We start from the raw sequence: 22,948 nt of genomic DNA, 5'->3' as shown, positions 1-22,948 counted from the left end.
TCTCATCGTGAACTGCCGTGCGCCACACCGCAAACCAGTTGAGTGGAAAGGTCTACGCATGACCGAAACACCGCCCCCCGCACCCAAACAATCACCTGGTGGCGCTTCCTCCCCGAACGACGAGGAACGCTTCGCGGCACGGCCGGGGCAGCACGAGAACCCCGATCCGCGAGGGGGCACCCCCGGAACCGGCCGATCCCACCAGGAGATGGCCGGTTCGCCGGCATACCCGCAGTCCGAAGGTCCCGGCGCGGCGCACTACGGCAGCGAACCGGTGCAGCCACCCCCGCCCGTGGGCGCGCCGCACCCCAGCTACGGCCCACAGGGCACCGGCCCGGGGTGGGCGCCACCGCCCGGCTCGGCGCCTACCCAGGAGCCGGTCTACGGCTACCAGCAGGTCACCACCGGACCGGGCACGCTGGACGTGGGCCAGGCGCTCAGCTACGGCTGGGCCCGTTTCCGGGGCAATCCGGGCCCGTGGGTCGGGGTGACCGCGGTGGGCATGGTCATATATCTGGCGTTCGTGCTCGTCGTCCAGCTCACCGACCCGACGACGATGCTGCCGCTGCTGCTCGTCTTCCTGGCGGTCATGGCCGGGATATGGCTGCTGCAGGCGGCGATGGTGCGCGGCGCCCTGTACGAAACCGACGGCACCCCGCCACCTTTCGGCGCCTACTTCCGATTCGTGAACGCGGGCAATGTGCTGCTCACCGCGCTGCTGGCGTTCACGCTGACCTTCCTCGGCTCGGCGATCTGCCTGATCCCCGGGCTGATCGCCGGCTGGCTGTGCATGTTCTCGCTGCATTTCGTCGTCGATCAGGATCAGGGTCCGTTCGAAGCGCTGAAGTCCAGCTTCACCCTGGTGGTCGCCAACGCCGGGCAGGTGCTGCTGCTCGGCCTGGCGGTGCTGGTGGTCACCTTCTTGGGACTACTGCTGTGTGGTTTCGGCCTCCTGATCGCGGGCCCGGTCGCCGTCATCGCCGTGACCTACGCCTACCGCGCCCTCACCGGCGGTACCGTCGCCCCGCTGTGAAACCAGCCTCACTTCTCGACCGGTGAGCGCATCCCGATCAAGCGTTTGAACCGTTCCACCGGACCGGCCTCGCCGCCCGCGCGAGGCCGGAGCGCGAGCACGATGATCCCGGCCACGATGATGCCCCCCATGTTCACCGCGAGCTGACCCGCGGACAGGAACGCCACCCGCCACTCCCCCAAAGTCGCCGCCACCACGGCGAATCCGGCCGCGGGCACGGTGGTCACCGAGATGAACACGCCGACCAGCGCGGCCGATTTCGCGGTCACCAGCGACAACATGCCCGCCGCGCCCGCGAGCAGCGCGACGACCAGCGAGAACGGGCCGACCTGGTAGATGAAGTCGACCTGTTCGATACTTCCCACCCCGTCGATGGTGATCCAGCCGACCTGCTCCCACACCACCGTCGCCAGCAGCGTGACCACCATCGCCACCGGAAAACCGACCGCGAGCGCGACGGCCGAGCGGCGGGCGAGCCGGAAATCCCTGCGCACCAACGCCACCGCGAACGCGGCCAACGGACCGAACTCCGGACCGACGACCATCGCGCCGACGATCGTCACCGGCGAATCGGTCGTGACGCCCACGGCGGCGAGCAGGCAGGCGATCGTCAGGAACGCGAGGAACGTCGCGTTGAGGCTCGACTCCTCGTGCGTCTGCGCTACCAGTTCCTCCCACACCACGGCGTCGCTCGGATCACCGGGCGCCTCGCGCACCGCGCGTTCGCCCGCGTCCGACAAGACCGTCTCGACCGGTGTGAGCGTCAAGCCGCCGGAACGGCAGATCCCCAGCGCCGTGAGGTCCTCGAGCACGGCGTTGGCGGCCTCGCGAGCCACGTCCGCCTGGACGAGGTCGCCCTTCGGCTCCAGCGCCGCACCGCGTGCCAGGGTCACGTGCGTGACCCCGGGATCGGCGGCGAGTACCGCGAGCACCTCGTCGGTGCTCTCCGGCGGGCTGATCATGCACAAGTGCAGCAACGGGTTTCCTCGTGGTCGGCGTCAGCTGGCACGGACGCGGCTGACCAGAAAATACCGTTCGCGGCAGCGGCCGCTACGAGGCGGGCGCGTCCTTCTTCTGCTCCGGCTTGACGTCCAGTCCCGCCTCTTTGCGCTGCTGCGCGGTGATCGGCGCGGGCGCGTCGGTCAGCGGGTCGACGCCGCCACCGGTCTTCGGGAAGGCGATGACCTCGCGGATCGAGTCCTCCCCCGCCAGCAGCGCGGTGACCCGGTCCCAGCCGAAGGCGATGCCGCCGTGCGGCGGAGCGCCGAAGGCGAAGGCGTCGAGCAGGAAGCCGAACTTCTCCTGGGCCTCCTCGTGCGTGATGCCCATCACCTCGAACACCCGTTCCTGCACGTCGCGGCGATGGATGCGAATCGACCCGCCACCGATCTCGTTGCCGTTGCAGACGATGTCGTAGGCGTAGGCCAGCGCCGAGCCCGGGTCGGTGTCGAAAGTGTCCAGCGACTCCGGCTTCGGCGAGGTGAACGCGTGGTGCACCGCGGTCCAGGCGGAATGGCCCACCGCCACGTCACCGCTCGCGGTCGCCTCGACGGTCGGCTCGAACAGCGGGGCGTCCACGATCCACACGAACGACCAGGCGTCCTCGTCGATGAGGCCGACCTTGCGGGCGATCTCGACGCGCGCCGCACCGAGCAGCGCGCGCTGCGCCTTCGGTGCGCCCGCGGCGAAGAACACACAGTCCCCGGGCACCGCGCCGACGTGCTTGGCCAAGCCCTCGCGCTCGGCTTCGCTGAGGTTCTTGGCGACCGGGCCACCCAGCGTGCCATCCTCGTTCACCAGGATGTACGCCAGCCCCTTCGCGCCGCGCTGCTTGGCCCACTCCTGCCAGGCGTCGAGCTGGCGCCGCGGCTGGCTCGCGCCGCCCGGCATGACCACCGCGCCGACGTAGGGCGCCTGGAACACCCGGAACGGGGTGTCCTTGAAATAGTCCGTGCACTCGGTGATCTCCACGCCGAAGCGCAGATCGGGCTTGTCGCTGCCGAAGCGGCGCATGGCCTCGGCGTAGGTCATGTGCGGGATGGGGGTCTGGATCTCGTAGCCCACCAGCTTCCACAGCGCGACCAGGATCTCCTCGGCCAGCAGGATCACGTCCTCCTGGCGCACGAAGCTCATCTCGATGTCGAGCTGGGTGAACTCCGGCTGCCGGTCGGCGCGGAAGTCCTCGTCCCGGTAGCAGCGCGCGATCTGGTAGTAGCGTTCGATGCCGCCGACCATGAGCAGCTGCTTGAACAGCTGCGGGCTCTGCGGCAGGGCGTAGAAACTGCCCGGCTGCAAGCGGGCCGGCACCAGGAAGTCGCGAGCGCCCTCGGGCGTGGACCGGGTCAGCGTCGGAGTCTCGACCTCGACGAACTCGTGCTGGGCGAGCACCTCGCGGGCGGCCGCGTTGACCTTGGAGCGCAGCCGGATGGCGTGCGCCGGGCCCTCCCGGCGCAGATCCAGGTAGCGGTGCTTCAGGCGCGCTTCCTCACCGGGCTGCTCGTCCAGCTGGAAGGGCAGCGGCGCGCTCTCGTTCAGCACCTCGAGCTCGGTGACGTTCACCTCGATCGCGCCGGTCGGCAGTTCCGGGTTCTCGTTGCCGCTCGGACGCGGTTCCACGGTGCCGGTGACGCGCACGCAGTACTCCGCGCGCAGCCGGTGCGCCTGTTCGGCGGGTTCGCCCTCGCGGAACACCGCTTGGGCCACGCCGGACGCGTCGCGCAGATCGATGAAGATCACCCCACCGTGGTCACGCCGCCGGGCCACCCAACCGGTGAGAGTGACGGTCTGACCGGCATGCTCGCTTCGCAGCGAACCAGCCAAGTGGGTGCGCAGCACGGGGTTCCTTTCGACGACGCTGACACCGGGCGCGGGGTGACCAGGTGCGAGTCCATCGTAGTGAGACACATTCCCCGAGAGGAAACCGATATCGACGCGCCCATGCCAAGCTGTATCCGAGGGAGAGCGAACCGGGGCCGTACGACCGAGGGCGGTGTGTTCCCCGGGGACGAGCGAGAAAGCGACGACGATGACCTTCAACGAGGGCATGCAGATCGACCCGGACCGGGTTTCCTCCGGCGGTCCCGGCATGGGCGGCAAGCTCGCCCTGGGCGGTGGAGCGGGCGGACTCATCGTGCTGGTGCTGGCGCTGCTGCTGGGCGGCGACCCCGGCTCCATCCTCGGCAACTTCACCGGTACGCCGGAGGAGAGCCAGACGCAGCCGGGCACGGAGGGCACGCCGAGCCACTGCAAGACCGGCGCGGACGCCAACAAATACGTCGACTGCCGGGTGGCGCTCACCGCGCAGAGCCTGGACGCCGTGTGGTCGGCCGAACTGCCGAAGCAGGCGGGCAAGCGCTACTCGCAGCCGAAGGTCGTGCTCTTCTCCGGGGCCACCTCCACCGGATGCGGCAACGCCACCAGCGATGTCGGGCCGTTCTACTGCCCGGCCGACCGGACCGCCTACTTCGACACCAGCTTCTTCCAGGAGCTGGTGGATCGCTTCGGTTCCAGCGGCGGCCCGCTCGCGCAGGAATACGTGGTTGCGCACGAGATCGGCCATCACATCCAGAACATGCTCGGTGACCTCGGCCGCGCGCAGCGCGATCCGCGCGGGCCGGAGTCCGGCGCGGTACGCACCGAACTGCAGGCCGACTGCTACGCGGGCATCTGGGCCCACTTCGCGGACAAGCAGCCTGCGCCCGGCGGCGACCAGCCGTTCCTGAAGCCGCTGTCGGACAAGGACGTCGACGACGCGCTGTCGGCGGCCGCGGCGGTTGGCGACGACCGTATCCAGCGCGCCGCGCAGGGCCGGGTGAATCCCGAAGCATGGACGCACGGTTCGTCCGAGCAGCGACAGAAGTGGTTCCTCACCGGCTATAAGACCGGTCAGGTCCGGGCCTGCGACACGTATTCGGCGCAAGACCTGAACGCTCCGCCCGGCCTGCGATAGACCCGGATCCGATCGATCCAGCGCGCCGGTTCCTCCCGAAAGCCGGCGCGCTGTCATGATCTACGGCAGTTCACCTGTGTTGCGGGTGGACACCGACAGCACCGGAAGATGGGATCGATGCGAGTAACGAAAGCTGTTGTGCTGGTTGTGCTGCTGATCGTCGCGGCGGGCTCGGGCGCCGCCACGGCCGACCCGGCCCTGGATCGCCCCAGCGCGCTACCGCCGATCGCCGCGCCGCTGGCGTTGTTCACGCTGACCACCATTCCGGACGGGTGGCAGACCCGCACGGACCTGCGTCCGCAGCTGGAGATCTTCGCCGACGGCCGTGCGGTCAGCAGCCCCGACGCCGTGGCCGCCGAGCGCCGGCCGGAGACCCCGCCCAAGCGGATCGACGGCCACATCCCGCCCGACGTGCTGAGCGCGGCGCTGGCGGAGACCAAAGCGCTCGCCACGGTGGACCTCGGCGTGCCGGCCGCCACGGATCAGAGCAGCCGGATCATCGACTTCATGCCGCAGTCGCCGTCGGAGGACGTACATCTCGTGGTGTATTCGCCCGACACCACCGAGGGGCTCGGCGCCGAGCAGCAGGCCGCACGCAAACGCTTCGCCGACCTGTACCGGAAACTGCTCGACGCGTTCACGCAGGACAACTGACCGTCGCTCGTCATCCGGCCCGAACGGCGATGATCCCCGTTCGGGCCGGATGCCGTGCGTGGCCTCTCCCACGACGCGTCAGAACTGGTCTTGCTCGTAGTCCGAACTGATGATCTCGTCCGAGTGCGTGGCACCGATGACGTCCGGCGTGGACTCGCCCAGTGGGCCGGTGAGGTCGTCGTTGCCGGTGGGACTCAGATACGGCTGCACCGAGCGCGAGTGTTCGTCGTCATTGCCGCGCTGCCCCGCCGCGCCTGCCGGGCCACCCATGAAACCGTTCGACCCGGCAGGTGTGGTGCTCGCGGGCGAGCCGGTACCGAATGACGTGCCCGGGACGCCGGCGACCGAGCGGATCGGAGGAACCGTGGTGCCGGGCAGGCCGGTGGCTTTCGGGACCGATGGCGTGCTCGGACTTCCGGGCCTGCCGGGACTGCCGCCGAGCAGTCCGCTCGGCGTGCCGTGGCTGGTACTCGGGCTGTGCGTGGTGTGCACCGACGACGGCGTTGTCGAGGGGGTCGAGGTCCCGGGCGTGGCGGAGTCCAGGCCGGCCGCCTTGGTCGCGGTATCCGAGGCGGTCGACTGCGCCTGCTCCAGGATCGGCTGGCCGACGTTCTCCGCCAGCGCCTGCGCGACCTCCTGTGGCGCCGGACCGCCGCCCGGCGCGACCAGTTGCTGCACCATGCCGCTGAGTTCGGCGGTCTTGCCCGCCAGATCACCGCGGGTGGCGTTGACCACGCCAACGGCGTTGCCCAGGTGTTCGGTGGCCGAGGCGATCAGCGTCGCCTGGGCAGGCGGGGTGAGGATCACCGGCGCGAGCGCGGTCGCCTGGGTGGCGAACGACGACGCGATGCCGAGCAGCTGCGCGTTGCCCTGCTGTACCACCGTGGCGGCACGCTGGGTGAGCTCGGAGATGTCGATACCCCGCTGGCCGGTCTGCTGCCCCTCCACGTTCGCCTGCTGGCTCGCGGCCTGGGCGTTGCGCGCGGCCTGGCTCTGCCACAACTGCTCGACCGTGCTCATGCTGCCCTTGCCCACCTGCATAGCCATCTCGATGACCTTGGAGGACTGGCTCAGGATCGCGGTCGGATCGAACGCGCCGATGACGCCGGTGCCGAAGCTGCTCAGCAGATCCAGGATCGGCTTCATCAGCAGATCGACGCCGGGGAGCGCGGGCACCGCGACACCCTGCATCAGCGCGGCGACCGGGTCGGCGGGCAACGGGGGCAACGCCGCGGCGGCGGCCGCCGTCTGGTTCACCGTGCCCGCGACCGCGCTCGACGCATCGGCGAGTGCCCCGTTCAGCACGCCGGGGGCCTGATCGAGCGCCGCTTGGACAGCGGGCGCCGCGACGTGGTCGACCGCCGTGTTCATGTCACCGAGCAGCGCTGACGTCTCGTGCGGCACGCCGAGTACGTTCTCGGCGCCCGGTGCGCCGTTCAGACCCGGCAGACCGGAGGGCATGGCGCCGACCGACTGCTGATCCTCGGCGATCTTGCGCGACAGCACGAAAGCGGGCGGCTCGATGGGCGGCAGATCGTCCGGCAGCTGCGGCAACGGCAGGTCCAGCACCGCCTGCTCGGGCGCGTTCTGCAGTGTGTCCAGAACGGACTGCTGGCCGATCGCGACGTTCTGCTCGGCCGCGTGCGCGACGGCGTGGTCCTCCGGCGCGATGACGCCACTGTCGAGCGGCCTCATACCGCGCCCCCGATCTGGCCCGCGATCGATCCGAGCGCGCCCGCGTTGGACCAGTCGACCGCGTCGTAGGCCGCGGCGGCGCTGAACGCCGAGTCCGAGAGCTTGGCGTACTTGGCCGACAGATCGTTGATGTCCTTGGCCTGCAATACCTGTGCCGCCGCGAACATCGCAAGGTAGTCGGCCCCGATCAAGCCGAACACCGGAACGAGCGCGGAAACGTTCTTCACCGCGTCGAAATTGCCCGCCCCCGCGAGATCACCGGCGATACCGGCGTTCGTGGCGGCGAACGCCCGGACCGCTTCGGTCTCTACCGAGAGATCACTCATCGAGTTGCCCCCCAAATCGTCGTACAGATCTGCGTCATGAAGTTGTCGTGATCAGCCGGCTCCCTGCCGAATCGGCAAGGGCCGCTACGGTTGCGCTCAATATAGCCGACCCGACCGGCAAGTTTCGAGCCCGAACGCGCCGCGCGGCAGGGCGAAAGGGGCAAAATTGGAACGTGTTGCAAATTAGAACAAGTTCTATATTCTCAGTCCCATGAAGGTCGCAGTGACCGGCGCAGCCGGCTACCTTGGCACGAATCTGCTCCGCCTCCTCACCGAGCGCGGCCATCAGATCACGGCCATCGATCGGGCGATTCCCGCCGAGCAGGCCACGCCCGGTATCACCTGGGTGCAGGGCGATGTACTCGACCCGGCGTCCATGCGTGCCGCACTGGACGGCGCGGAGGTGGTCTACCACCTGGTCGCGGTGATCACCCTGGCCGAGAAGAACGACCTCGCCTGGCGGGTGAACACCGAGGGCGTGCGCGTGGTCGCCGAGGCGGCGCTGGCCGTCGGCGCGCGCCGGATGGTGCACGCCAGCTCGATCCACGCGTTCGACCAGTACAGCTGCGGTGGCCGGATCGACGAGAACGCGCCGCGGTCGACCGACGCAGGGCTGCCGGTCTACGACCGCTCGAAGTGGGCGGGCGAGGTGGCGCTGCGCAAGGTGATCGACCAGGGCCTCGACGCGGTGCTGTGCAACCCGACCGGCGTCTTCGGCCCGCTGGACTTCGGCAAGCCGCTCTCGCGCATCAACCGGACGCTCAGGGACGCGGCGCTCGGGCGCGTGCCCGCCATGATCGGCGGGGGATTCGACCTCGTGGACGTGCGCGATGTGGCCGAGGGCCTGGTACTGGCCGGAGAGCACGGCCGCACGGGTGAGAACTACCTGCTCGGTGGATCGATGATCTCGATGCTCGAATTGTGCCGCGTCGCCGCGACCCACGGCGGCAAGCGGGGGCCGAGGTTCGCCATCCCCGCCAAGCTCGTGTCCGGCGCCATCCCGGTGCTCGCGCCGATCGGCAAACTGTTCAACTCCGACATCGTCTCCAAGGCGGCGCTCGGCGCGCTCATCTCCGCGCCCGTCGTCGACCACGGCAAGGCGGAACGGGAGCTCGGCTACCAGCCGCGTCCGCTCGACGACACGGTGCGCGATCTGGTCACCTTCTTCACCGACCCGGCCCGGCTCACTCCGCCGGACACCCGGCAGATCGCTTGACAGTTTCTAGAACACATGTTCGACTGAGACGGTGCGGTGGCAAAGCCAGACCCTGGACGCCGAGGACGGCGCCTTGCCCGGGCTGTCCCGGGCGGGTCTGGTGCGCACCGTGCGGACGCCGGAGTTCGAGGGCATCACCTTCCACGAAGTGCTGTGCAAGAGCGCGCTGAACAGGGTGCCCGAGGGCGCGAACGTGCCGTTCCAGTGGACTGTCAATCCGATGCGCGGTTGTTCGCACGCGTGCCGCTACTGTTTCGCGCGCGGCACGCACGAGTATCTGGACCTGGACGCGGGCCGCGACTTCGACTCGCAGATCGTAGTGAAGACCAATGTCGCCGCGGTGCTGCGCAGGGAACTCGGCAGGCGGTCCTGGCGCCGCGAGCCGGTCGCGCTCGGCACCAACACCGATCCCTATCAGCGTGCCGAGGGGCGATACCGCCTGATGCCGGGCATCATCCGCGCGCTGGCCCAGTCCGGCACCCCCTTCTCCATCCTCACCAAAGGCACCTTGCTGCGCCGGGATCTACCGCTGCTCACCTCGGCCGCGCGCGAGGTGCCGGTCAGCCTCGCGGTGTCCATCGCGATCCTCGATCAGGAGCTGCACCAGAGCCTGGAACCCGGCACGCCGTCGCCACGGGCCCGGCTGGACCTGGTTCGCGCGCTCACCGACGCGGGCTTCGCGGTGAACGTGCTGGTCGCCCCGGTCATCCCCTGTCTCACGGACGGACAGGCACATCTGGACGCGATCTTCGGCGCCATCGCCGAGGCCGGGGCGGCATCGGCCGTCGCCTTCCCCATGCATCTACGCGGCAGTACCAGGGGCTGGTTCCTGTCCTGGCTGGCCGAGCACCATCCGGCGTTGCTGCGCCGGTACCGTCAGCTCTACCGCCGCGGCGCCTACGTGACGCCGGAGTACTCCGCCTGGCTGCGCGCGCGGGTCGCTCCGCTGCTGGCCGAGCACGGTTTGACGGCGCGCAGGCATGCCGGACCGGAGACACGACCCGAAACCGCGCACACGACCGCCGCGCAACTGGCATTGTTCGCCTGACGCCACCGTCGCCGGATCTCACCGGTCCGCGCGCTTCGGGGGCGCGCACCGCACTCGACGGAGTAGTTTGGCGATGGCACCTCTCAGCGACGAGGAAGTGAAGCAGGCATATGGTTTCACACCAAAACGATGTCGGCACAGCGAAGTTGGAAAAGGTCGTCATTCGGTTCGCCGGGGACTCCGGCGACGGAATGCAGCTGACCGGCGATCGCTTCACCCACGAGGCCGCCGCGTTCGGCAACGATCTGGCCACCCAGCCCAGCTTCCCCGCCGAGATCCGGGCGCCGCAGGGCACCCTGCCGGGCGTCTCGTCCTTCCAGATCCAGATCGCCGACTACGACATCCTCACCGCTGGTGACCAGCCCGACGTGCTGGTCGCGATGAACCCCGCCGCGCTCAAGGCGAACCTGGAGGATCTCCCGCGCGGCGCCACCGTCATCGTGAACACCGACGAGTTCACCAAACGGGCCCTCGCCAAGGTCGGCTACGCCGCCGATCCGCTGGCCGACGAGACGCTGTCGGACTTCGTGGTCCACCGCGTCCCGATGACCTCGCTCACGCTGGGCGCGACCGAATCGACCGGGGTCGGCAAAAAAGACGCCCAGCGTGCGAAGAACATGTTCGCCCTCGGCCTGCTGTCCTGGATGTACGGACGCCCGATCGGCGGCACCGAGCAGTTCATGCGGGAGAAGTTCGCCACCAAGCCGGACATCGCCGAGGCCAATATCCTGGCGTTCCGGGCGGGCTGGAACTACGGCGAGACCACCGAGAGCTTCGCCACCACCTACGAGATCGCGCCCGCGAAACTGCCGCCGGGCACCTACCGCCAGATCACCGGCAACACCGCGCTCGCCTACGGCCTGATCACCGCGGGCCGGCTCGCGAAGCTGCCGGTCTTCCTGGGCACCTACCCCATCACGCCCGCCTCGGACATCCTGCACGAGCTGAGCAAGCACAAGAACTTCGACGTCACCACTTTCCAGGCCGAGGACGAGATCGCCGGAATCGGTGCCGCGCTGGGCGCTTCGCTCGGCGGCGCCCTCGGTGTCACCAGCACTTCCGGCCCCGGACTCGCGCTCAAGAGCGAGACCATCGGACTGGCGGTGATGACGGAGCTGCCGCTGATCGTGATCGATGTGCAGCGCGGCGGACCGTCGACCGGACTGCCGACCAAGACCGAACAGGCCGACCTGTTGCAGGCGCTCTACGGCCGCAACGGCGAATCACCGGTGGCGGTGCTCGCGCCGCGCTCCCCGGCGGACTGCTTCGCCACCGCGGTGGAGGCCGCGCGGATCGCCCTGACCTACCGCACCCCGGTGCTGCTGCTGTCCGACGGCGCGATCGCCAACGGCTCCGAACCGTGGTCCATTCCGCAGGTGACGGAACTGGAGCCGATCGACCCGGGATTCGAACCGGACGGCGACGACGCCGACCCGTTCCAGCCGTACGCGCGCGATCCCGACACGCTCGCCCGACCGCTGGCCGTCCCCGGCACGAAGGGCCGCGCCCACCGCATCGGCGGTCTCGAGAAGGCCGACGGCAGCGGCAACATCTCCTACGATCCGGCCAACCACGAACTCATGGTCCGCCTGCGCCAAGCGAAGATCGACGGCATCGGCGTCCCCGAACTCGCGGTCGATGATCCGGACGGCACCGCCGAGCTGCTGCTGATCGGCTGGGGCAGTTCCTACGGCCCGATCGGCGAGGCGTGCCGGCGCGCACGGCGGCGCGGAGTCCCGGTGGCCCAAGCCCATCTACGCCATCTGAATCCGTTGCCCGCCAATCTCGGTGACGTGCTGCGCCGCTATCGCCTCGTGGTCGCGCCGGAGATGAACGGCGGCCAGCTGGCCACGCTGCTGCGGGCGAAGTACCTGGTCGACGTGCGGCCGTGGACGAAGATCGCGGGCACCGCGTTCTCCGCCCAGGAACTGGTCGGGGTGATCGACGCGGCGCTGGACGGGTCGATCGAGGAGATGGAACAGAACAAGGTCTTCGCCGCACGGGCGCGGGCCACTTATCGAGCGCTGCCGGACGAAGTCCGACCACAACCCTGCGCCGGGCCGAGCGCAGGCGAGGCAGCCGCGTATCGCATCGCTGGGGGTAACGAATGACCATCGTGGAGACCTCGCTGGTCGGTACCGATCTGGGACTGACCGGTGTGTCCGGGGTGCCGACCGCGGACGGGCCGCAGAAGGTGAAGGAGTTCACCTCCGATCAAGAGGTGCGCTGGTGCCCGGGCTGTGGCGACTACGTGATCCTGGCGACGGTGCGCGGCTTCCTCGCCGAACTCGGATTGCGCAGGGAGAATCTGATGTTCGTGTCCGGGATCGGCTGCTCGAGCCGCTTCCCGTACTACTTGGAGGCCTACGGTATCCACTCCATCCACGGTCGTGCGCCCGCCATCGCGACCGGATTGGCGGTCAGCAGGCCCGACCTGTCGGTCTGGGTGGTGACCGGGGACGGCGACGCGCTGTCCATCGGCGGCAATCACCTCATCCACGCGTTGCGCCGCAACGTGAACATGACCATCCTGCTGTTCAACAACCGGATCTACGGCTTGACCAAGGGGCAGTACTCACCGACCTCGGAGCAGGGCAAGGTCACCAAGTCGACCCCGATGGGCTCGGTGGACCATCCGTTCAACACCCTGTCGGTGGCGCTGGGAGCGGAAGCGACCTTCGCCGCTCGCGCGCTCGACTCCGATCGCGCGGGGCTCACCGAGGTGCTGCGCGCCGCCGCCGAGCACCGCGGCACGTCGTTCGTGGAGATCCTGCAGGACTGCCCGATCTTCAACGACGGTTCGTTCGACGTGCTGCGCCGGGAGAACGCCGCGGACCATCTCATCCCGTTGCGGCACGCCGAACCGATCCGGTTCGGGGCCGAGGGCGAATTCGCCGTCGTCCGCCGGGGTTTCGGGCTCACGGTGGCTCGCACCGACAGCGTCGCGGAGTCCGACATCGTGGTGCACGACGCCTACGCCGACGATCCGGAGTACGCCTACGCGCTGTCGCGGTTGTCCGATCAGGGACTCGAGCATGTGGTCACCGGCGTCTTCCGCAGCGTCTCGCGGCCGACCTACGACGACGGGGTGCGCTACCAGACCGAGACCGCGCGCGAGAAGAAACCAGTCGGTCCCGAATCGCTCCAGTCCCTGCTCACCGGGCCGGAGACCTGGACAGTCGGGTAGAGCGACCGGGCGGACGTCCGCGAGCCGGTCAGGCGCGCTTGGCGAAACCGAGGTCGATGACGGCGTCGCGCTCCTGCTCGAGCTCGGCGACCGAGGCGTCGATCCGGGGACGGGCCAGTTCGTCGACCGTCAGATCGGGCACGATCGTGTACTCACCGTTCGCGCAGGTGACCGGGAACGAGCTGATCAGCCCTTCGGGCACGCCGTAGGAGCCGTCCGAGGGAACGGCCATCGAAACCCAGTCACCGTCCCGCGTGCCGTGTACCCAGTCGTGGATGTGGTCGATCGCGGCGCTGGCCGCGCTCGCCGCCGAGGACGCGCCGCGGGCCTGGATGATGGCGGTGCCGCGCTGCTGCACGGTGGGCACGAACTGCTCGGTCAACCAGGCCGGATCGCCGATCAGATCGAGGGCGGGACGTCCCGTGATGGTGGCGTGCGCGATATCCGGGTACTGCGTCGCCGAGTGATTGCCCCAGATGGCGACCCGCGCGATGGCCGCGGCGGGCGCACCGGTCTTCTTGGCCAGTTGCGCGATGGCGCGGTTGTGGTCCAGGCGGGTCATGGCGGTGAAACGCTCGGCGGGCACGTCCGGCGCGTTGCTCATGGCGATGAAGGCGTTGGTGTTGGCCGGGTTGCCGATCACGAGCACCTTCACGTCGTCCGCGGCGCTGGCGTTGATCGCGGCGCCCTGCTCGGTGAAGATCGCGCCGTTGGCGGCGAGCAGGTCGGAGCGTTCCATCCCGGCCGTGCGCGGCCGCGCGCCGACGAGCAGGGCGATGCCCGCGCCGGCGAAGCCGATCCACGGGTCGTCGCTGATGTCGATGGAATCCAGCAGCGGGAACGCGCCGTCCTCCAGTTCCATCGCGACGCCCTCCAGCGACGCCACCGCGGCGGGAACCTCCAGCAGCCGCAGGCGCACGCGCGTGTCCGGGCCGAGCATCGCGCCGGAGGCGATCCGGAACAGCATGCCGTAGGCGATCTGGCCCGCGGCTCCGGTCACGGTGACGGTCACGGTCCCAGCGGGGGTGCTCACGGCGAACTCCTTGCGATCGGCGAATTCCTGTAGCCCACCCTAGCCACTCTCACCGCCACCGAAGGCGCACGGTGAGCTACGCGACAGTGACCGCCCCGGCTCCCGGGAAGCAGTGGGTCAGGCGAGCGCGGCGACCTCGGTGTCGGTCAGCACGATCGGCGACACCACGTCCTTGGCCCGCGCCAGCCGCGCGGCTCGATACAGCGGCCGTTCCTCCAGCCCGGCATCGCGTGCCTCGGCTCGCAATTGGTGCACCAGCATCTCGGAAACCGCTACGGCCGCCGCCAATTCACTGGCGGCGAGCGCGTCCGCGAGTTTGCGTAAACCCAGCAGATGCAATTCGCGGCCGCTGCCGGCGTCGGTGTACATGGCCAGCGGAACGACCTGCGAGATCTCCCCGGCGGTGACCCGCAGGGCGATCCGGCTCAACCGGGCCGGGAACACCAAGACCTCGACCCCGGTGGCCGCCGACATCTCCACCTGTCGTTCACCGAACAGCCTGCGGGCGTGAATCGTCGTGCCCGTCACCCACATTCGCCGCCGACGCAGCGCGATGGCGTACACCACGGTGGGCGCGCCGACGACGACGCCGATGGCCGCCGCGATCGGCCAGCTCACCACGGTCGCGGCCAGCAGCGCCGCGCCGATACCGATGCCCGACGCGGCCAGCGCGAGGCGGCGCAGCATCGGCGCGTACAGCTCGGGTGCGACCAGATCGAGCCCCACCGGCGCGAGCGCCTGCTGGTCATCAGAATTCGTGGACACTACTCCGCCTTCTCGCGACTCCGGCGCCGCTGATGTGCGCGCCGGTCACGCTACCGCCCCCGCACCCCGCCCGCGACGGGTTCGGCGCACAGTGTCGCGCGCCCGGCGGTCGCGCGGCGGAACCCGACAGCACCGGCCACCGCGCTACCCGGCCAGCGACTCCCGGATCACGCCGACCACCTCGGGCAGCGGAATCTGCCGCTGATCACCGGTCGCCATGTCCTTGAGCCCGACGGTGTTCTCCGCGAGGTCACGATCGCCGAGCACGAGGGTGAACCTGGCCCCGGAGCGGTCGGCCGCCTTCATCGCGCCCTTCACACCGCGCCCGCCATAGGCCAGATCGACCCGGACGCCCGCCGCCCGCAACTGCGCGGCCACCACCACCAGCCGCTGTTTGGCGGCGTCACCCAGCGGCACGCCGAAGACCTCGCAGCGCGCCGGGCTGCCCGCCGACTTGCCCTCGGCCGCCAGCGCCAGCATGGTGCGGTCGACACCGAGGCCGAACCCGATACCCGACAGCGGCTGGCCGCCGAGTTCGGCCATGAGACCGTCGTAGCGACCGCCGCCGCCGATGCCGGATTGCGCGCCGAGACCGTCGTGCACGAACTCGAACGTGGTCTTGGTGTAGTAGTCCAGGCCGCGCACCATGCGCGGGTTCACCGCATACGGCACACCGAGCGCCTCCAGGTGGCCGAGCACCTGCTCGAAGTGCGCCTTGGCCGACTCCGACAGGTGATCGATCATCAGCGGCGCGTCCGCGGTCATCGCGCGCACCTCGGGCCGCTTGTCGTCCAGCACGCGCAGCGGGTTGAGCTGGGCGCGTCGCTTCGTCTCCTCGTCCAACGGGAGCCCGAAGAGGAATTCCTGCAGCAGTTCGCGGTACTGCGGGCGGCAGGTCTCGTCACCCAGCGAGGTGACCTCGAGCCGGAATCCGTCCAGCCCCAGGCCGCGGAATCCGGCATCGGCGATGGCGATGACCTCGGCGTCCAACGCCGGATCGTCGACGCCGATCGCCTCGATGCCCACCTGCTGCAACTGCCGGTACCGGCCGGCTTGCGGGCGCTCGTAGCGGAAGAAGGGACCCGCGTAGCACAGCTTCACCGGCAGCTGGCCCCGGTCGAGACCGTGTTCGATGACCGCGCGCATCACACCCGCGGTCCCCTCGGGGCGCAGCGTGACGCTGCGATCGCCACGGTCGGGGAAGGTGTACATCTCCTTGGTGACCACGTCGGTGGACTCGCCGACACCGCGGGCGAACAGGCCCGTGTCCTCGAAGACCGGCAGTTCGATATGCCCGTACCCGGCCAGTCGGGCGGCGCGGAGCAGGCCGTCGCGCACCGCGACGAACTCGGCCGAGCCGGGTGGCACGTAGTCCGGTACCCCCTTCGGGGCGGAAAAGCTGCTGGTCTTCGTCACGATGCTCCAGTTTCCACCACTACGGCCCCGCAAGTCCAACCGATTCGCCGAACCGCCTCTCAGGAAGGTTGCGGAGCAGTCTCAGAAAGAAATGGCACACTCTTATCCCGATGTAACCGGATACGGGAGGAACGTGGTAGTGCCGACCAACGAACAGCGACGAGCAGCGGCGAAACGCAAGCTGGAACGTCAGCTCGCCAATCGGGCCGAGCGGGCGCGCAAGCGCAAGCAACTCACGATCGCCGGATCGGCAATCGGTGTCGTCCTCGTGGTCGCCGCCGTGACCGGGGTGTACTTCTTGACCCGCGGCGACGACAGCAGCAGCAACTCCGACGCCGCGGACGCCTCGCTGTCGAGTACCCCCGCCGCGGCCGCGCCGCCCTCCGCGAAGGCCAAGCCCGCGACGGTCGACTGCTCCTACCGCGACAGCGCCAAGCCCGCGGACAAGCCGGTCGGCAAGCCGAAGGCCGACGGCATCCCCACCACCGGCGTCGACGCGAAGGTCAGCGTCAGCGTGGAGACCACCCAGGGCCCGATCGGGCTGACCCTGAACAACGCCGAGTCGCCGTGCACGGTGAACAGCTTCGTCAGCCTGGCGGCACAGAACTACTTCGACGGCACCAGCTGCCACCGCATGACCGCGGGCGAGGGCCTGAAGGTCCTGCAGTGCGGCGATCCCACCGGCACCGGAATGGGCGGGCCCGGTTACGAATTCGACAACGAGTACCCCACCGATCAGTACGCCCCGAACGATCCCGCGGCGACCTCCGAACCGATCGCGTACAAGCGCGGTGTGCTGGCCATGGCCAACGCGGGCCCCGGAACCAACGGCAGTCAGTTCTTCATCGTGTACTCGGATTCGATGCTCCCGCCGCAGTACACGATCTTCGGCACCGTGGACGACAACAGCCTCGGCACGCTCGACAAGATCGCCGAGCTGGGCCAGGACGACTCCAACGGCCCGGGCGACGGGAAGCCCAAGCAGCCGGTCACGATCCAGTCGGTGCGCATCGACCGCTGAGCGCGCACTCCGGGCCCGCCGCCGCTCTCCGGCCGCGGGCCCGAGTCATGTCCACCCCCATCCGGCCGACGCGAGGATAGTCGAACCTTTCTTCGGTTAGGGTGCCCTCAGTTCGAAGATCATCCGGCGCGCCCGGAGACACGCCGGAAATGTGCGATATATGCTGATAAACCGGCACGCTCGTTCGATTGTGCCGACCTTTGTCGGGTAATCTCGATACAAGGAGTTCTTGCGGCGTAGTACGGCCTCGGCCGGGCGATCCCCCGGACAGGAAGTGCCGCACCACAAGTTCTCCGGGTGTCCACGTTTGCAGGCGGGACCCGCTGCACGGGACTACAGTTCGCGTGGCGGCGTCCGTAACGAAGCACCACATCATCCATAGTGATCACTGCAGCATCGGGGAGCAGCCATGTCCGAGGAACTGGACGACATCGGCCGGGAAACCGCGGCCATGATGAGGACAATGTTGCAGCTTGCGACGCTCGTCGCCTTGCGGACCCGCGAGCGTGGTCAGAAGGAAGCCGAAGCGCGCGTCAAGCTCACCGAGGCCCGGCTCAAAGAGGCCAAGGAATTGCAGCTGCGTGAGGCGCGCGACGCGAAGGCCAAGGATCCGCGCAACACCGAGCTGGCCCGGCTGATCGAGAAGCCGATCGCGGACAAGGGCGTGTCGCTGGAGAAGGACCGCTTCTCCGCGCAAGCCGAGGCATCCCGGATGGCGGCCAACGCCGCCGCCAAGCCGGCTTTGCAATACGACTCCCAGGAACGCCGCATGGCGATCGCGGCCCACCTGGCCAAAATGGGTGTCGCACCGGAGCTTGCCGCGGTACGGATGCTGATCGAAGTAGGGCAGGCACAACCGCCGGGTGAGGCCGTACGCTCCCGTCCGGGCGAGGCCCCGTCGGTCACCAGGGGCGGGCGGGAACAGGAATCCCGCGGCTTGGAGCGCACGCGATAGCAGGAAAAGGACGAAATGCCCGCTGGATCATTCGGCGGGCATTCGTCTTTCCGGCCGATACCGGAGATCACGCGGTGCGGTCGACTAGGTGGAGAAGTCCCCCATCGTGGGGTCGCCGAACATCCCGTGCTGCGGCGATTTCGTCGGGAGCGGGCTGAGCATGTCCTTGTGGCCGTTGCGCACGCTGCAATATTTGAACGGGCCTTTGGGGTCGAACAATTTCGCCATGTGCGGATCGGCATGATCCAGGAACCAGACGCTCAACCCTGTCGACGGGTTTTGGCGGTAGTGCTCCCAGGCGCGCCACAGCGCGTCCAGACGGGCGACCGCTTCGGCGTGCTGCCACCATTCGGGGCACCACACCGTGTCACTGAGATCGGTGACCTGCCGCCGATAGACCACGCTCAGGTATTCCTCGACGAACGCCACCACAGTCGCGTAGATCATGTTCTGCTGCTGTTCGGTCACAGCGGCCGGACCTCCTCGACTTGGCCATACTCCGGCGGGGGCGTCGACTTGCTCAGCGACGGCGAACCGATCACGTCCGCGATCTGCGTCTTGCGCTGTGGATCATGGTGCGAGATGGACTGTTTCACGTCCGCAGCGTACTCACCCTCCCACCAAGGCACCGTACGGACGAGCACCGGCGGCGCACCGGAGGGGAACAGGATGGCCCGGCCCCGCGGCAGCGTCGCGAGGGCGTTGACCGAGAACGTCTTGGACGAGCCCAGCGAGCGCGAATAGCTCTTGCCGCCCTTGGATTCGGAGACCGACTGCGAGATCGCGTCGTATTCGCCGAGCACGTCCGAACGCTCCTGCAGGAACTTGGTGTCGTCCACGCCGCTGCCGAGCACTTTGATGTTCGCCGCCGACCACAACGCGTTCATGCCGCTCTCGCCCCAGCAGCGGGCCCCCTGCGCCCAGGATTGCAGCACCGTCATCACGACGATGCCGCGTGAGCCGAAGTGGCTGTACTGCTTGGGCAGGTCCTTCCAGCGCACCACGTTGGCGGCCTCGTCGAGCACCGCGAGCATCGGAATCGCCAAGCGCCCACCGGCCGACTGCGACGCCTTGCGCATTGCCACGTCGACCACCGCCTCGGTGAGCGCGCTCACCAAGGGCGCCGCCGAACCGCGGCCTTCCAGCGACAAGCTGTAGAGCGTGCCGTTGTTCTCCAGGAACTCCAGCTCGTCGAACTCCCTGCGATCGCCGCCACGGGTGATCCACGGGTGCACATTCGACAATTTCAGGCACCGGATCATCTTCTTGGCGGTGCCGAAGATGCCGCTGCGGGTGCGTGGATCGGCGTTGTACTGCGAGGACAGGCCCGAGGCCGTGTAGTGATGGCGGGCGGCGCGCAGGAGCTCGATGGGCTCGGTGTCCTGCGGATTGGTCACCCACTCCCACACCTGCACGATCGGCCTGCTGCCGTTGCGATCGCCGACCGCGGCGGCGAGGAACAGTCCGGCCAGCAGGTCCTCGGCCTCGGGATCGAAGAACGCGTCGTGGTTGCTGTCGCTGCCGTCGTCGCCGTCGGCGAAGTGCCCCGCCAACCGCGCCGCGCGCATCTCGCACCCTTCGCGCTTGGCATCCACCCAGGACAGCGGATCCCAGAACCAGGTCGGCTCTTCGCCCGCGACACCTTGCGGATCGAAGACGAAGGTAGGACTTCCCTTCGACTCACGGACATCCCGGGTCGCGTCCACCACGTCGCGCTTGTTCGAGGTGGCCAGTACGGGGCCGATCGCGGTGAGGATCGCGGGGATCACCCGGGACGTCGACTTGCCCTGGCGCGGACCCCAGATGTCCAGGTGCAGATCCTCATACGAGCCGTAGAGCATCACGCCGTCGGCCACACCGACACCGATCGGCACACCGGGAGCGTCGTCGTAGCCGAGTCGCACGCCCAGCTGCTGGGCCTTCTCCCGGACGCCTGCCTCGGTGAGCATCGAGATCGCGCCGCCGTTGCCCATCACGTCGGCCTTGTCGTCCACCGGCAGCCTGCCCTTGGACCGGCGCTTCTGCAACTCCTTGCGGATCACCAGGTACGCGACCACGCTCAGGATCACGAGCAACACGATCGCCGTGGCCGCACCGGGCCATTGCAGCTTGCCCCGCGCCAGATCGGCCGCGATGGCGATCGGATTGAACGGGACTTTCTGCGGGCTGCCTGCGAGCAGGTTGCCCAGATGCAGGGCGAGCCAGAGGGTTCCGAAGATCGCGAAGCCGGCGTAGGTCAGTAGCAGGCTGACGTCGGGTCCGGGTACCGCCGGATCCGTCACCTTTTTCTTCTTCGCCATGTGTGCCTCCTGGGTCGGCCGTCCGGTACGGAAAGCGGGTGGTCAGCGGAATGCGTCGAGCCGCCAGCCGTCGGGTGTGCGCACGACGGTGGCGATCACCGTCGCGGGCGGCAGCGGCTCCTTGCGTCCGTTCGGATAGACGACGGTCTGCTCGATCCCGATCTTGAACTGCTGGACGTTCGGGTCGCTGAGGGCGGGCGCCTTTTCACCGGACGCGAACGTGAACGCCTCCACGCGCGCCCCCTCCCTCGCCCAATCCGCCCACTGCAGCGTCGACTTCGGCGTCTCCACCGCGGTCGGCGCCGCATCCAGCATACGAATCAGGCTGGGGCCGAGAAACTTCCGTGCCCGGCCCAGGGAAGCGCCCTCGGTCTCGGAAGCGGGTTGCCAGCTGTAGATCTCCCGCAGCGCCGTGACCGCGACACCGTCGGGCGTCACCGGGTCGGGGGCGGGCACGCCCTCCAGCAACCGAGGTGTGGACGTAGCGGGGTGCGCCGCATCGGATCCCGTGTCCGCGCGGTCCGCGCGGCCACAGGCCGCACCCAGCACCGCGACGCTCACCACCAGCATCACCACCAGTTTCGCGCGTGCATTCGCTCTATCCATCCAGGCTAGCCGCACCGCAGGGTGTCGCGGCAGTCCCGCGGCCGCGTGTTCGGACCCGTCACCGCTCACAGCACCCTCCTCGCCCGTCCGTCCCCCGGCACCGCGACTTCCGAAACGCCGCCCGCCGAGCGGGCGTTCGCACCTGGCACGGACTGGATCATCCGACCGTTACCGACGTAGATGCCGACCTGCGCGGGGCCGCGGGGACCGAACGAGCTGAACACCAGATCGCCCGGCTGCGCTTTTCGCATCGGCACCTCCGCACCCGCCTCCCACTGCTGTTCGGCTGTGCGCGGCAGCGTCACCGCGCCGGAGGACGCCGCGAACACCGCCGCCGCGGTCAACCCCGGTCCGTCCAGTCCCCCGCCGCTCGGCCCCTGGGGCCCGCCACCGCCCCAGACGTACGGGGTGCCGAGCCATTCGTTCGCGGCCTCGACGATCTGGTCACCGGCCGAACCCTGTCCGGGAGTGAACCGGCCGAGCGAACCCGGCGCTCGGTACTGCGCTTCCATCGTGAGGATATTGCGCACATACGGCTGGGTCTCGGCGTAATGCGCGGCAACCTGGTTCGGCATGCCGCCGGACGCCAGGACCGCGCCCTCGCCCGCGTTGTAGGCCGCCAGCGTCAGCGCGACGATGTCGCCCTGCACCCTGCCCTCGGCCTGCCACTGCTGGATCTTGTGCGCGATCGCGCACATATAGCGCCCTTGGCCGATGATCGCGTCACCGTCGTCCCACACACTGGCCACGCCGTTGCCGTCGGCGTCGATCACATATGGCCTGCCGTCGTCGGGATCGATGCTCACCGCGGTGGTCGGCAGGAACTGCGCCAAGCCCTGGGCCCCGGCGGGCGAAGTCGCCCCGCGCCGGAAGCCTGACTCCTGCCTGCCCTGCGCGGCCAGCAGCGAGGGCGTGATCTGCGGACAGAGGGAACCCGCACGGCGGTACCAGATCTCCAGTTCTTGCGGCACCTTGCCCGCGGCCAGCGCACCACCGACGGTGCCGAAGCCGAGGCTGCAGCGTGGATCGCTGGAATAGGCGCGCGCACCGCCGACGTCCGGGGTCGGCGCGCCGTCCAGCCAGGGCAACGGGTCGATCTGACGACCGCCGGTGAACCGGCCGCCCGGAACGATCTCGAAATGCAGATGGGGGCCGCTGGATTCACCCGCCGAGCCGACGGCGCCGATGTGCTGCCCCGCGGTCACCGTGTCGCCCGGCCGGACCAGCACGCCGGAGTCCCACATGTGGCCGTAGACCGCCGAGTACGAGCGGCCGTTGGTGTCCACCGAATCGACGACGATCCAGTTGCCGAATCCCGACGCCGGACCGGCGGCGACGACGCGGCCGTCGGAAACCGAGAAGATGGGCGTACCGTCCGGCGCGGCCAAGTCGACGCCCTTGTGCGCGCCGCCCCGCGCGCCGAAGGTGTCCGAGACGGTGAAGGTTCCGGTGGCCATCGGCAACGTGCGGCGCAGCGGGCCTACCCCCGCGGCGAGCGAGGGCGTGGCGGTCGCGGCCGGGTTGGTCTGTGTCGCGCCGGAACCGGTGGTCGCGGCGGCGCGCCGATCGCCCGGCGCATCACCGCGCAGCGGCGGAAGTGCCGACTGCGAACCGAGCACCGAGCCGCCCTCGCAGGCGTCGTCCACGGAGGGCATGACGATGACCAGCACGATGGTCATCAGGCCGAGCACCGCGCCCAGCGCCGTCCACAACGCCGTTTTGCCGCTCATCGCCGCACTCCGGC

20 protein-coding genes are annotated in these 22,948 nt (G+C 69.2%); 9 read left to right on the top strand and 11 right to left on the bottom strand.

Features of this window, described 5'->3' with window-relative positions:
• The first annotated feature begins 58 nt into the window (after window positions 1-58).
• Window positions 59-1,033: a hypothetical protein gene (locus ACZ6DL_RS04435; protein WP_466048935.1), complete on the top strand. Its 975-nt coding sequence runs from the start codon at window positions 59-61 to the stop codon at window positions 1,031-1,033.
• Window positions 1,034-1,041: 8 nt separating this feature from the next.
• Here the strand turns inward: ACZ6DL_RS04435 and ACZ6DL_RS04430 are convergent, their stop codons facing one another.
• Together ACZ6DL_RS04430 and aspS are read right to left on the bottom strand one after the other, a co-directional pair.
• Complete coding sequence (locus tag ACZ6DL_RS04430; RefSeq protein WP_466048933.1) at window positions 1,042-2,010, bottom strand: DUF389 domain-containing protein; 969 nt, start codon at window positions 2,008-2,010, stop codon at window positions 1,042-1,044.
• Between the two features lie 73 nt (window positions 2,011-2,083).
• Entirely contained in the window at window positions 2,084-3,868 is a 1,785-nt protein-coding gene (aspS, locus tag ACZ6DL_RS04425) for an aspartate--tRNA ligase (RefSeq protein WP_466048932.1), read from the bottom strand.
• A gap of 190 nt (window positions 3,869-4,058) precedes the next feature.
• Between aspS and ypfJ the strand changes: the two genes are divergently transcribed.
• Both ypfJ and ACZ6DL_RS04415 read left to right on the top strand, forming a co-directional pair.
• Window positions 4,059-4,982, top strand: a complete 924-nt coding sequence (ypfJ, locus tag ACZ6DL_RS04420) for a KPN_02809 family neutral zinc metallopeptidase (RefSeq protein WP_466048930.1) — start codon at window positions 4,059-4,061, stop codon at window positions 4,980-4,982.
• A gap of 117 nt (window positions 4,983-5,099) precedes the next feature.
• Complete coding sequence (locus tag ACZ6DL_RS04415; RefSeq protein WP_466048929.1) at window positions 5,100-5,636, top strand: hypothetical protein; 537 nt, start codon at window positions 5,100-5,102, stop codon at window positions 5,634-5,636.
• Window positions 5,637-5,714: 78 nt separating this feature from the next.
• On the opposite strand, the gene ACZ6DL_RS04410 is transcribed toward ACZ6DL_RS04415, so the two are convergent.
• On the bottom strand, window positions 5,715-7,331 hold the full coding sequence (locus ACZ6DL_RS04410; protein ID WP_466048928.1) for a hypothetical protein: 1,617 nt from the start codon (window positions 7,329-7,331) through the stop codon (window positions 5,715-5,717).
• Window positions 7,328-7,657, bottom strand: coding sequence for a type VII secretion target (locus ACZ6DL_RS04405; protein WP_040867626.1), 330 nt, complete (start codon window positions 7,655-7,657; stop codon window positions 7,328-7,330). The genes ACZ6DL_RS04410 and ACZ6DL_RS04405 overlap by 4 nt, the downstream gene beginning before the upstream one ends.
• Window positions 7,658-7,868: 211 nt before the next feature.
• Between ACZ6DL_RS04405 and ACZ6DL_RS04400 the strand changes: the two genes are divergently transcribed.
• From ACZ6DL_RS04400 to ACZ6DL_RS04385, 4 genes are all read left to right on the top strand, one after another.
• Window positions 7,869-8,873 (top strand): NAD-dependent epimerase/dehydratase family protein, encoded by a 1,005-nt coding sequence (locus ACZ6DL_RS04400; protein WP_466048926.1) that lies wholly within the window; start codon window positions 7,869-7,871, stop codon window positions 8,871-8,873.
• 31 nt (window positions 8,874-8,904) lie between these two features.
• The gene (locus ACZ6DL_RS04395; protein ID WP_466048925.1) at window positions 8,905-9,921 is read left to right on the top strand and encodes an Rv2578c family radical SAM protein; all 1,017 of its coding nucleotides are present in this window, start codon (window positions 8,905-8,907) and stop codon (window positions 9,919-9,921) included.
• 110 nt (window positions 9,922-10,031) lie between these two features.
• Window positions 10,032-12,032, top strand: a complete 2,001-nt coding sequence (locus ACZ6DL_RS04390) for a 2-oxoacid:acceptor oxidoreductase subunit alpha (RefSeq protein ID WP_466048923.1) — start codon at window positions 10,032-10,034, stop codon at window positions 12,030-12,032.
• Window positions 12,029-13,108, top strand: coding sequence for a 2-oxoacid:ferredoxin oxidoreductase subunit beta (locus ACZ6DL_RS04385; protein ID WP_466048922.1), 1,080 nt, complete (start codon window positions 12,029-12,031; stop codon window positions 13,106-13,108). Before ACZ6DL_RS04390 ends, ACZ6DL_RS04385 begins: the two co-directional genes overlap by 4 nt.
• A 28-nt stretch (window positions 13,109-13,136) precedes the next feature.
• Here the strand turns inward: ACZ6DL_RS04385 and ACZ6DL_RS04380 are convergent, their stop codons facing one another.
• The 3 genes from ACZ6DL_RS04380 to hisS form a co-directional block, all read right to left on the bottom strand.
• Window positions 13,137-14,141 (bottom strand): malate dehydrogenase, encoded by a 1,005-nt coding sequence (locus tag ACZ6DL_RS04380; RefSeq protein ID WP_466048920.1) that lies wholly within the window; start codon window positions 14,139-14,141, stop codon window positions 13,137-13,139.
• Between the two features lie 117 nt (window positions 14,142-14,258).
• Window positions 14,259-14,906 (bottom strand): hypothetical protein, encoded by a 648-nt coding sequence (locus tag ACZ6DL_RS04375; RefSeq protein ID WP_466048919.1) that lies wholly within the window; start codon window positions 14,904-14,906, stop codon window positions 14,259-14,261.
• A 144-nt stretch (window positions 14,907-15,050) separates the two neighbouring features.
• A complete protein-coding gene (gene hisS / locus ACZ6DL_RS04370) occupies window positions 15,051-16,322 on the bottom strand; it encodes a histidine--tRNA ligase (protein WP_466048916.1) in 1,272 nt (423 codons plus the stop codon).
• Between the two features lie 139 nt (window positions 16,323-16,461).
• On the opposite strand from hisS, the gene ACZ6DL_RS04365 reads away from it, so the two are divergent.
• Together ACZ6DL_RS04365 and ACZ6DL_RS04360 are read left to right on the top strand one after the other, a co-directional pair.
• Entirely contained in the window at window positions 16,462-17,343 is an 882-nt protein-coding gene (locus ACZ6DL_RS04365; RefSeq protein ID WP_466048914.1) for a peptidylprolyl isomerase, read from the top strand.
• Between the two features lie 409 nt (window positions 17,344-17,752).
• On the top strand, window positions 17,753-18,298 hold the full coding sequence (locus ACZ6DL_RS04360; protein WP_062973532.1) for a hypothetical protein: 546 nt from the start codon (window positions 17,753-17,755) through the stop codon (window positions 18,296-18,298).
• 84 nt (window positions 18,299-18,382) lie between these two features.
• Here the strand turns inward: ACZ6DL_RS04360 and ACZ6DL_RS04355 are convergent, their stop codons facing one another.
• The 4 genes from ACZ6DL_RS04355 to ACZ6DL_RS04340 form a co-directional block, all read right to left on the bottom strand.
• Window positions 18,383-18,766, bottom strand: a complete 384-nt coding sequence (locus tag ACZ6DL_RS04355; RefSeq protein ID WP_466048912.1) for a DUF4913 domain-containing protein — start codon at window positions 18,764-18,766, stop codon at window positions 18,383-18,385.
• Window positions 18,763-20,598: a type IV secretory system conjugative DNA transfer family protein gene (locus ACZ6DL_RS04350; protein WP_466048911.1), complete on the bottom strand. Its 1,836-nt coding sequence runs from the start codon at window positions 20,596-20,598 to the stop codon at window positions 18,763-18,765. Before ACZ6DL_RS04350 ends, ACZ6DL_RS04355 begins: the two co-directional genes overlap by 4 nt.
• Window positions 20,599-20,640: 42 nt before the next feature.
• The gene (locus ACZ6DL_RS04345; protein ID WP_466048910.1) at window positions 20,641-21,204 is read right to left on the bottom strand and encodes a hypothetical protein; all 564 of its coding nucleotides are present in this window, start codon (window positions 21,202-21,204) and stop codon (window positions 20,641-20,643) included.
• A 65-nt stretch (window positions 21,205-21,269) separates the two neighbouring features.
• Window positions 21,270-22,934: a peptidoglycan DD-metalloendopeptidase family protein gene (locus tag ACZ6DL_RS04340; RefSeq protein WP_466048909.1), complete on the bottom strand. Its 1,665-nt coding sequence runs from the start codon at window positions 22,932-22,934 to the stop codon at window positions 21,270-21,272.
• Window positions 22,935-22,948: the final 14 nt, after the last annotated feature.

This window comes from Nocardia sp. NPDC041819, assembly GCF_055590505.1.
The sequence above is the reverse complement of the archived record's forward strand: the minus strand, read 5'-3'. Positions and strand labels throughout refer to the sequence as shown.

Excerpts from the sequence above, each read along its gene's own strand:
- ACZ6DL_RS04435 (WP_466048935.1), top strand. The coding sequence starts at position 59 with ATGACCGAAACACCGCCCCCCGCACCCAAACAATCACCTGGTGGCGCT.
- ypfJ (WP_466048930.1), top strand. The coding sequence starts at position 4,059 with ATGACCTTCAACGAGGGCATGCAGATCGACCCGGACCGGGTTTCCTCC.
- ACZ6DL_RS04415 (WP_466048929.1), top strand. The coding sequence starts at position 5,100 with ATGCGAGTAACGAAAGCTGTTGTGCTGGTTGTGCTGCTGATCGTCGCG.
- ACZ6DL_RS04410 (WP_466048928.1), bottom strand. The coding sequence starts at position 7,331 with ATGAGGCCGCTCGACAGTGGCGTCATCGCGCCGGAGGACCACGCCGTC.
- ACZ6DL_RS04405 (WP_040867626.1), bottom strand. The coding sequence starts at position 7,657 with ATGAGTGATCTCTCGGTAGAGACCGAAGCGGTCCGGGCGTTCGCCGCC.
- ACZ6DL_RS04400 (WP_466048926.1), top strand. The coding sequence starts at position 7,869 with ATGAAGGTCGCAGTGACCGGCGCAGCCGGCTACCTTGGCACGAATCTG.
- ACZ6DL_RS04390 (WP_466048923.1), top strand. The coding sequence starts at position 10,032 with ATGGTTTCACACCAAAACGATGTCGGCACAGCGAAGTTGGAAAAGGTC.
- ACZ6DL_RS04385 (WP_466048922.1), top strand. The coding sequence starts at position 12,029 with ATGACCATCGTGGAGACCTCGCTGGTCGGTACCGATCTGGGACTGACC.
- ACZ6DL_RS04360 (WP_062973532.1), top strand. The coding sequence starts at position 17,753 with ATGTCCGAGGAACTGGACGACATCGGCCGGGAAACCGCGGCCATGATG.
- ACZ6DL_RS04350 (WP_466048911.1), bottom strand. The coding sequence starts at position 20,598 with ATGGCGAAGAAGAAAAAGGTGACGGATCCGGCGGTACCCGGACCCGAC.
- ACZ6DL_RS04345 (WP_466048910.1), bottom strand. The coding sequence starts at position 21,204 with ATGGATAGAGCGAATGCACGCGCGAAACTGGTGGTGATGCTGGTGGTG.
- ACZ6DL_RS04340 (WP_466048909.1), bottom strand. The coding sequence starts at position 22,934 with ATGAGCGGCAAAACGGCGTTGTGGACGGCGCTGGGCGCGGTGCTCGGC.